8 protein-coding genes are annotated in these 7,554 nt (G+C 65.2%); 3 read left to right on the top strand and 5 right to left on the bottom strand.

Translation table 11 applies throughout. From position 1 onward, the window contains the following. Nucleotides 1–129 precede the first annotated feature (129 nt). Nucleotides 130–639 (bottom strand): DUF2244 domain-containing protein, encoded by a 510-nt coding sequence (locus JKL46_RS12070; protein ID WP_201833088.1) that lies wholly within the window; start codon nt 637–639, stop codon nt 130–132. A 20-nt stretch (nt 640–659) separates the two neighbouring features. Between JKL46_RS12070 and nth the strand changes: the two genes are divergently transcribed. After that, entirely contained in the window at nt 660–1,403 is a 744-nt protein-coding gene (gene nth / locus JKL46_RS12065) for an endonuclease III (protein ID WP_201833086.1), read from the top strand. A gap of 107 nt (nt 1,404–1,510) precedes the next feature. Here nth and JKL46_RS12060 read toward each other — a convergent pair whose 3' ends face one another. Together JKL46_RS12060 and JKL46_RS12055 are read right to left on the bottom strand one after the other, a co-directional pair. Then, nucleotides 1,511–1,759, bottom strand: a complete 249-nt coding sequence (locus tag JKL46_RS12060; RefSeq protein ID WP_201833084.1) for a hypothetical protein — start codon at nt 1,757–1,759, stop codon at nt 1,511–1,513. Nucleotide 1,760: 1 nt separating this feature from the next. Continuing rightward, on the bottom strand, nt 1,761–2,558 hold the full coding sequence (locus JKL46_RS12055) for an undecaprenyl-diphosphate phosphatase (protein WP_201833083.1): 798 nt from the start codon (nt 2,556–2,558) through the stop codon (nt 1,761–1,763). Between the two features lie 177 nt (nt 2,559–2,735). On the opposite strand from JKL46_RS12055, the gene JKL46_RS12050 reads away from it, so the two are divergent. Together JKL46_RS12050 and queG are read left to right on the top strand one after the other, a co-directional pair. Beyond that, nucleotides 2,736–3,428 carry a glutathione S-transferase family protein gene (locus tag JKL46_RS12050; protein WP_201833082.1) on the top strand — a complete coding sequence of 231 codons (693 nt, stop codon included), beginning with the start codon at nt 2,736–2,738 and terminating at the stop codon, nt 3,426–3,428. After that, nucleotides 3,326–4,567 carry a tRNA epoxyqueuosine(34) reductase QueG gene (queG, locus tag JKL46_RS12045; protein WP_246529270.1) on the top strand — a complete coding sequence of 414 codons (1,242 nt, stop codon included), beginning with the start codon at nt 3,326–3,328 and terminating at the stop codon, nt 4,565–4,567. The genes JKL46_RS12050 and queG overlap by 103 nt, the downstream gene beginning before the upstream one ends. A 159-nt stretch (nt 4,568–4,726) precedes the next feature. On the opposite strand, the gene olsB is transcribed toward queG, so the two are convergent. Further along, a complete protein-coding gene (gene olsB / locus JKL46_RS12040) occupies nt 4,727–5,644 on the bottom strand; it encodes a l-ornithine N(alpha)-acyltransferase (RefSeq protein WP_201833081.1) in 918 nt (305 codons plus the stop codon). Between the two features lie 176 nt (nt 5,645–5,820). Beyond that, complete coding sequence (locus JKL46_RS12035; protein WP_201833080.1) at nt 5,821–7,359, bottom strand: YifB family Mg chelatase-like AAA ATPase; 1,539 nt, start codon at nt 7,357–7,359, stop codon at nt 5,821–5,823. Between the last annotated feature and the right edge of the window lie 195 nt (nt 7,360–7,554).

Raw genomic sequence — 7,554 nt, 5'->3', positions numbered from 1 at the left:
GTGCGCGAAGAGGCATCTCGGCTCATCGCATTTCCATCCATCATCGAGCCGGGCTGCCATTCGCGCCACCCTCGATCGCCCAAAGGCTCGGAGCCGCAAGCTCCGGGCCCGACGGTGCTGGAATTTTGCCTAATGACCCCGCTTCACATCCGCCAGGGCACGTCCAAACGCCTCCGCCAGCGTCTCGCGTTCGGGCGGGGAGAGGTCGCGGGCGATCTCCACATGCTCGTTGCGGGAGGTGAGCGAGAGATGCTGCATCCCGTATTCCTCGTCGACCTCGCGGTCGAGGCGTGTCCAGAGCGGGTTGAACTGCCAGTCCTGCACTTCGCCTCTTGGACTGACCTTGCGGAACAGGAGCCGGATCGGCGTCAGCTCCAGGAATTCGAACGCCTCGCCCCGGCGGTAGCTGACACGGAAGGCGATGTAGAGGCCGAGAAAGTCGAGGCCGAAGAAACCCGCGACCGGCCAGAAGCCCATGATCACGAAGGGCAGGCTCGCCGCGCAGGAAACGAGGCAGACCAGCACCATGAGGATCCTGAAACCGCGCAGGCTCAGGGACCGGTGCGGGCGGATGACGGCCGAGAAAACCGGCCGCCCGAACCGGTCGATCTCGCCCAATGTCGCCTTGCCGCTCGCCATGCCTTAAGTATAACGCAGAAATGCCCGATCTGAAGCCATCTCCCCGCCGCAAGCCGAAGCCCAAATCGAAGCCCGCAATCCCCGCGAAGGCGGTCGGACGGGCGGTGCGGGCCCGCACGCCGAAGCCGATCGACAATGCTACGGTGATCGAGATCTTCCGCCGCTTTCACGCGGCCGATCCGGAGCCCAAGGGCGAGCTCGAACACACCAATCCCTACACGCTCCTCGTCGCCGTGGCGCTGTCCGCGCAATCGACCGATGTCGGCGTCAACAAGGCGACGCGCAACCTGTTTCCCGTCGCCGACACACCGCAGAAGATGCTCGATCTCGGCGAGGCGGGATTGCGGGAGCGCATCAGGACCCTGAATTTCTTCAACACCAAGGCGAAGAACGTGATCGCGGCGGCGAAGCGCCTGGTGGAGGAGTTTAACGGCAAGGTGCCGGATTCCGTCGAGGTGCTGGAAACCCTGCCGGGCGTCGGGCGCAAGACCGCGAGCGTCGTGGTCAACATCGCCTTCAGGAACCCGCGCATCGCCGTCGACACGCATATCTTCCGCGTCACCAACCGGATCCCGCTCGCCATCACCAAGACGCCGCTGGACACGCAGGTCGCGCTCGAGGCGCTGATCCCGGACGAGTACCTGCTCCACGCCCATCACTGGCTCATCCTGCACGGCCGCTACATCTGCAAGGCCCGCCGCCCCGAATGCTGGCGCTGCCCGATCAACGACCTGTGCCGGTATCCGGACAAGACGATTCCGTAGATTCTGCCCCTATCGTCATCCCCGGGCTCCACGTCTTCACACCGCTGCGGCTCCTGAGGCGTGGATAGCCGGGACAAGCCCGGCCATGACGAAGCGAGCGAATTACGTCACCGCCTCAAACAGCGCGGTGCCCCTTTGGTGCAGGCGATCCCCGGCGTCGAGCAGGCCATTCCTTCCGGCGTTCGGGCGCAGACCACGCAGCTGTCGGTCCACTCGATGCAGGCGGGATCGGGAGGACCGCTCTCCGTCGCAGGCAGCGGCCCCGCACTGAGGCCGACGACGATCGCGAGGATCATCGCCAGCAAAGCTGCTGCGATGGCGAGGGTGACCGCGAGGGCTTCGTCGCGTGAGGGCATATCAGCCGTAGACGATCAGGCCCGCAAGACCCGCGGCGCCGACGAGGATGCGCCAATAGGCGAAGGGCGTGAAGCCGTGGCGGGAGACGTAGTCGAGCAGCAGCTTCACCACGAGAAGCGCCGCGACGAAGGCCGAGAGGAAGCCGGCGACGATGATCGTCGCATCGTCGGCGGAAAGGTACTTGTAGTTCTTCAGCAGGTCGTAGGCGAAGGCGCCGGCCATGGTCGGCATGGCGAGGAAGAACGAGAACTCCGCCGCGGCGCGTTTCGAGGCGCCCATCAGCATGGCGCCGACGATGGTGGCGCCGGAGCGCGACACGCCGGGGACCATCGCCACGCACTGGATCAGGCCGATCTTGAAATACATCGAGAGCGGAAAGCGCGTCGCGTCGGTTTTCGTCGCTTCGAGCGGCAGGCGGTCGATGGCGATGAGCACGAAGCCGCCGATGATCAGCGTCGCGCAGACGATCCAGGGATTGAACAGCACTTCCTTGATGAAGCCGTGCAGCACCGCGCCGATGATGGCCGCTGGAAGGAAGGCGACGAGCACGCCGATGACGAAGTGGCGCGCCATCGGATCGTAGGGCAGCGCCTTGGCGATCGACCAGAGCTTGTTGAAATAGACCGAGAGGATGGCGAGGATCGCGCCGAGCTGGATCAGCACCTCGAAGGTCCTGCCGGTCGACTCGAAGCCGAGGAAATGGCCGACGAGGAGCAGATGGCCCGTCGAGGAGACCGGAAGGAACTCGGTCAGGCCTTCGATGAGGCCTAGAAAGAGCGCCTCGATAAGTTGCGACATCGTTGAAAATCCTGAAAACGGCGCCAGATGCGGGAGCAGCTCACGTCTGTCAAGCGAGGCTTGCGCTGCCGGTGCTAACCTTCTGCATCACGGACATGAGATTCACCAATATTCCTTACCAACCCTTAACGAAGCACGGCCTTAATCTCGCCGCCTGTTTCGCGTCTGCATAATTTCATGGCCATCCTGCATTCTTATCCCTTCTGCCCGCAGTCGCGGTTCGCACGCCTTGTTTTCGCGGAGCTCGGTCTCGAGCCGGATGTGGTCGAGGAGAAGCCATGGGTTCGCCGCCTCCCTTTTCTGGAAATCAACCCGGCCGGCCAGCTACCGCTTTTCGTCGACGATAACGGCCTTGCGGTGGCAGGACCCATGGGCCTTGCGGAGTATCTCGACGAGACCCGCGGGGAGGACCTGCGGGACAGGCGCTTTCTGCCGCAGCCCCTGCCGCAGCGGGTCGAGGTGCGCCGCCTGCTCGACTGGTTCCTGGTCAAGTTCCACGGCGAGGTCTCGGATTACCTGGCCACGGAAAAGATCTACAAGCGGTTCATGCCGAACGATCTGGGGGGTGGACCGCCGGACATGGGCGCGATTCGCGCTGCCCAGACCAATGTGCGATACCACCTCAAATACATCGGCTTTCTGATTTCCAAGCGGAATTGGCTCGCCGGCGACCAGATGACCTATGCGGATCTGGCGGCGGCGGCCCATCTCTCGGTGGTGGATTATCTCGGCGACGTGCCATGGGACGAGGACGAAACAGCGAAACATTGGTATGCCAGGATCAAGTCCCGGCCGTCCTTTCGCGCGCTCCTCGCGGACCGGGTGCCGGGGATGTCGGCGGCGGCCCATTACGACGACCTGGATTTCTAGATGGGCAAGCGCTGAAGCGCGCCTTCGTCGAACGCGCCAAGGCGCTCGGCTTCGATGCCGTCCGCATCGCTAAGCCCGACGCGATCCCGCTGGCTCCCGAGCGGCTGAAAACCTGGATCGAGGCCGGCCATCACGGCTCCATGGACTGGATGGCCGAGACTGCGGAGCGCCGCGCCGATCCGCGCACGCTGTGGCCGGATGTGCGCAGCGTCATCCTGCTCGGGCTGAATTACGCTCCCGCCGAGGATCCGCTGGCGGAGTTGGCCGAAAAGGACCGCGGCTACATCTCGGTCTATGCCCGCAACCGCGACTACCACGAGGTGATCAAGGGCAAGCTCAAGGAGGTCGCGGGCTTTCTTGCTGCCAAGGCCTCGTCCGACGTGAAGGTCTTCGTCGACACTGCCCCTGTGATGGAAAAGCCCCTCGCGGAGGCCGCTGGCCTCGGCTGGCAGGGCAAGCACACGGTCATCGTTTCGCGCGAATTCGGCGACTGGCTGTTTCTCGGCGCCATCTTCACCACGGCGGAGCTGCCGGCCGACGAACCGGAGCGGGATCATTGCGGATCCTGCCGTCGCTGCCTCGACATCTGCCCGACGAACGCCTTTCCCGCGCCCTACCAGCTCGATGCGCGGCGCTGTATCTCCTATCTCACCATCGAGCATAAAGGGCACATCCCGGAGGAGCTGCGAACCGGCATCGGCAACCGCATCTTCGGCTGCGACGACTGTCTGGCCATCTGCCCCTGGAACAAGTTCGCCCAGGCCGGGCGCGAGGCGCGGCTCGTGCAGCGGGAGGATCTGGCCAGTCTGCCTCTGGCCGAGCTTGCCCGGCTCGACGATCCGGGGTTCCGCACGCGCTTTGCCGGTACGCCGATCAAGCGCACGGGCCGTGACCGCTTCATCCGCAACGTGCTCATCGCCATCGGCAATTCGGAGGATTCGGGCCTGGCCGACGAAGCCCTGCGCCTCCTCGACGATGCGTCGCCGCTCGTGCGCGCCATGGCAGTCTGGGCGCTCGGGCGTCTGCTTCCGCCGGAGGCTGTCGTCCGGCATGCCGGGGAGCGGATGGAGAGGGAAAGAGATCCGGACGTGCGAGAGGAATGGTGTCGGACTTTAGCGCCCGTTGATGCCCTAGCTTAACTTACTCTGCCCTCATCCTGAGGAGGTCGCGCAGCGACCGTCTCGAAGGAGGATCCAGAGAGCACTGGAGACGCCCTCGTCCTTCGAGACGCCGCCTGCGGCGGCCCTCAGGATGAGGGCTTATGTAGACGCTCGCGGATATCGAGAAGAGCTTCCAGGTCACGCCGCGTGGCGGTTCGCCGTCGGACCGAAATGGTCGATGTAGCGCGGGTTGATCGCCGAGACCGGGAGCACTACGAGAACGTCGGTGGTGCCGAACTGCCGGTCGATCACGGCACCTGTCCCGAAGGTAGCGCCGATGCGCAGATAGCCTTTGATCAGGGGCGGCAGGGCATGGAGCGCCGCCTTGGGATCGACGGCTTCCTTGGGCAGGACATCCATCGCCGTGAAGCGACCCGGCAGGGCGCGGGCCTGCCATTCGGCGGGTGCGGCCGCGTAATGGTGCAGGAAGCTCAGAGGCAGGGCGAGGTCCTGCGGCTTCGTGCCTTCCAGGCTGGCGCAGCCGATCATGACGTCGATGCGGTTGCGGAGCACATAGGTCCAGATCCCGTGCCAGAGCAGCTCCACCGTGCGCTTGTTCCGATAGGGCTTGAGCACGCAGGAGCGACCGAGCTCCAGGAAGCGCAGATCGGGATGGGAGCGGATGAGGGGGGCGATGTCGTATTCGCCGCGCGTGTAGAAGCCGCCATGGCGGTTCGCCACGTCCTGACGCAGCAGCCTGTAGGTGCCCACCACCTTCGGCGTGGCATTGCGGAACGGCTTCCGCTTGACGTCGTGGTCGAGGACGAGGATGTGGTCGCAGATCCAATCGTAGTCGTCGACATCGCGGCGCGATAGCAGGGCGGCGCCGTTGGGCGAGGCCGACATTTCCTCGTAAAAGACCTTGAAGCGCAGCCGCTGCGCCCGGCGGATTTCCTTGGCCGTGGTCGCCAAACGCACTTCGAGGGAGCCGATCCGGCCGAGGATGGGATCGAAGCTGCCATAGTCGCGGACGGGCCGGTCCACGCCCGGGATGAACTTGCCGAGGGCCTGAAACGGCGCGCTAGGCATCATCTCGTTCGACGGGGAAACGTTCATGGCAGCCTCATTGGGTCTTGTCTCCGATGCCGCGCGGTGCTTTTCGCCATTCCGCCTCGGCCATGACATAGGGCCCGTATCAAACTGTTTTGTGACAGAAAACATAAATGTCCCAAGGGAAAATATCGGGGACGGCACACGCTTTCACAAGGAGCCCGAAGGGCCGCCCTCATCGGTCAGGCCGCGGCCGGACGACGGTCGGCATGGGCGCGGTAGGAGAGGGCTTCCGCCACGTGGATCCGCCGCACCTTTTCTTCGCCATCGAGATCGGCAAGCGTGCGCCCGACCTTTAGGACGCGATGGAAGCCGCGGGCGGAGAGGCGCATGGCATTGGCGGCATCGCGGATGAGGGTCAGCCCGTCGGAATCCGGCTGCGCCATCTCCTCCAGGAGCGCCGGCGGGCACGCGGCGTTGGTCGCGACTCCATCGAGCTTCAGGGCGGCATAACGCTTCGCCTGCCTCTCCCGGGCCCGGGCGACCCTGGCCGCGACTTCCGCCGATCCCTCGGCCGGTGCCGGCAGGATCAGGTCCGCCGCCGTGACCGCCGGAACGTCGATGGAAAGATCGATGCGGTCGAGGAGCGGGCCTGAGAGCCGGGCCTGATACTGCGCGATGCAGCGCTCGTTCGGCTGGCGGCGGCAGACATAGCCGGGCTCGGTCGCCTGTCCGCAACGGCAGGGATTCATCGCGGCGACGAGCTGGAATCGGGACGGATAGGTGACCCGGTGATTGGCCCGGGCGATCAGGATCTCGCCCGCCTCCAGCGGCTGGCGGAGCGAATCGAGCACCTGGGGCTGGAACTCCGGCAATTCGTCGAGGAACAGCACGCCATGATGGGCGAGCGAGGCCTCGCCCGGCCGGGCATGGAGGCCGCCGCCGACGAGCGCTGCCATCGAGGCCGAGTGATGCGGAGCCCGGAAGGGGCGCCGGTTGGAGAGCGCGCCGTCGGCGAGAAGTCCCGCCACCGACTGGATCATCGACACTTCCAGCAACTCCCTCGGCGAGAGCGGCGGCAGGATCGAGGGCAGCCGCTGGGCCAGCATCGACTTGCCGGCACCGGGAGGGCCGTTCATGAGAAGGTTGTGGGCCCCGGCCGCCGCTATCTCGAGGGTGCGCTTTGCGCTTTCCTGACCCTTGATGTCACGCAGGTCTGGGAGGGTGCTGGACGCCGGCATGATCGCAGGTTCCGGCCGCGCCAAAACCTGCGTGCCCTTGAAATGATTGGCGAGCTGGATCAGCGAGCGCGGCGCCAGGATCTCGATGTCGCTGCCGGCCCATGCAGCCTCAGGCCCGCAGGTCTCGGGACAGATCAGCCCGTGCTCGCGTTCATAGGCTGCCATCGCGGCGGGCAGCACGCCGGCGACCGGGGTGATCGAGCCGTCGAGCGCTAGTTCGCCCAGCACCGTGAAGCCGTGCAGTGCGTCGGCAGGAATCGCGCCGATGGCAGCCATGACGCCGAGGGCGATCGGCAGATCGTAATGCGATCCTTCCTTCGGCAGATCGGCCGGGGCGAGATTGACCGTGATGCGCTTCGCCGGCAGGGCGAGACCCGAAGCGATGAGGGCGGACCGGACGCGCTCGCGGGATTCCGCGACCGCTTTGTCCGGCAGGCCGACGATCATGAAGACGACGGAGCCCGGCGAAATCTGCACCTGCACATCGACCGAACGCGCCTCGATTCCCTCGAACGCAACAGTGGAAACGCGCGTAACCATCCGGCAGAGATCTCCCCAAGAGCTTTCGAGTTTAGCGTGACCCTTTGGAATGCGATAGCATTACTTATTCTCTGTGGGGATCCGTAGCCAACGGCCGGAACCACGTCCCGATACCCGCGTTGAGTACCACTGCATCGGGGAAGCCGGACGGCGACAATTCTTACGAACATCTGTTCTGGAAGGGGCGGTACATGG

It is taken from the genome of Microvirga zambiensis WSM3693, from assembly GCF_016735695.1.
Taxonomy (GTDB): Bacteria; Pseudomonadota; Alphaproteobacteria; order Rhizobiales; family Beijerinckiaceae; genus Microvirga; species Microvirga zambiensis.
This window is presented reverse-complemented; position numbering and strand designations above follow the sequence as displayed.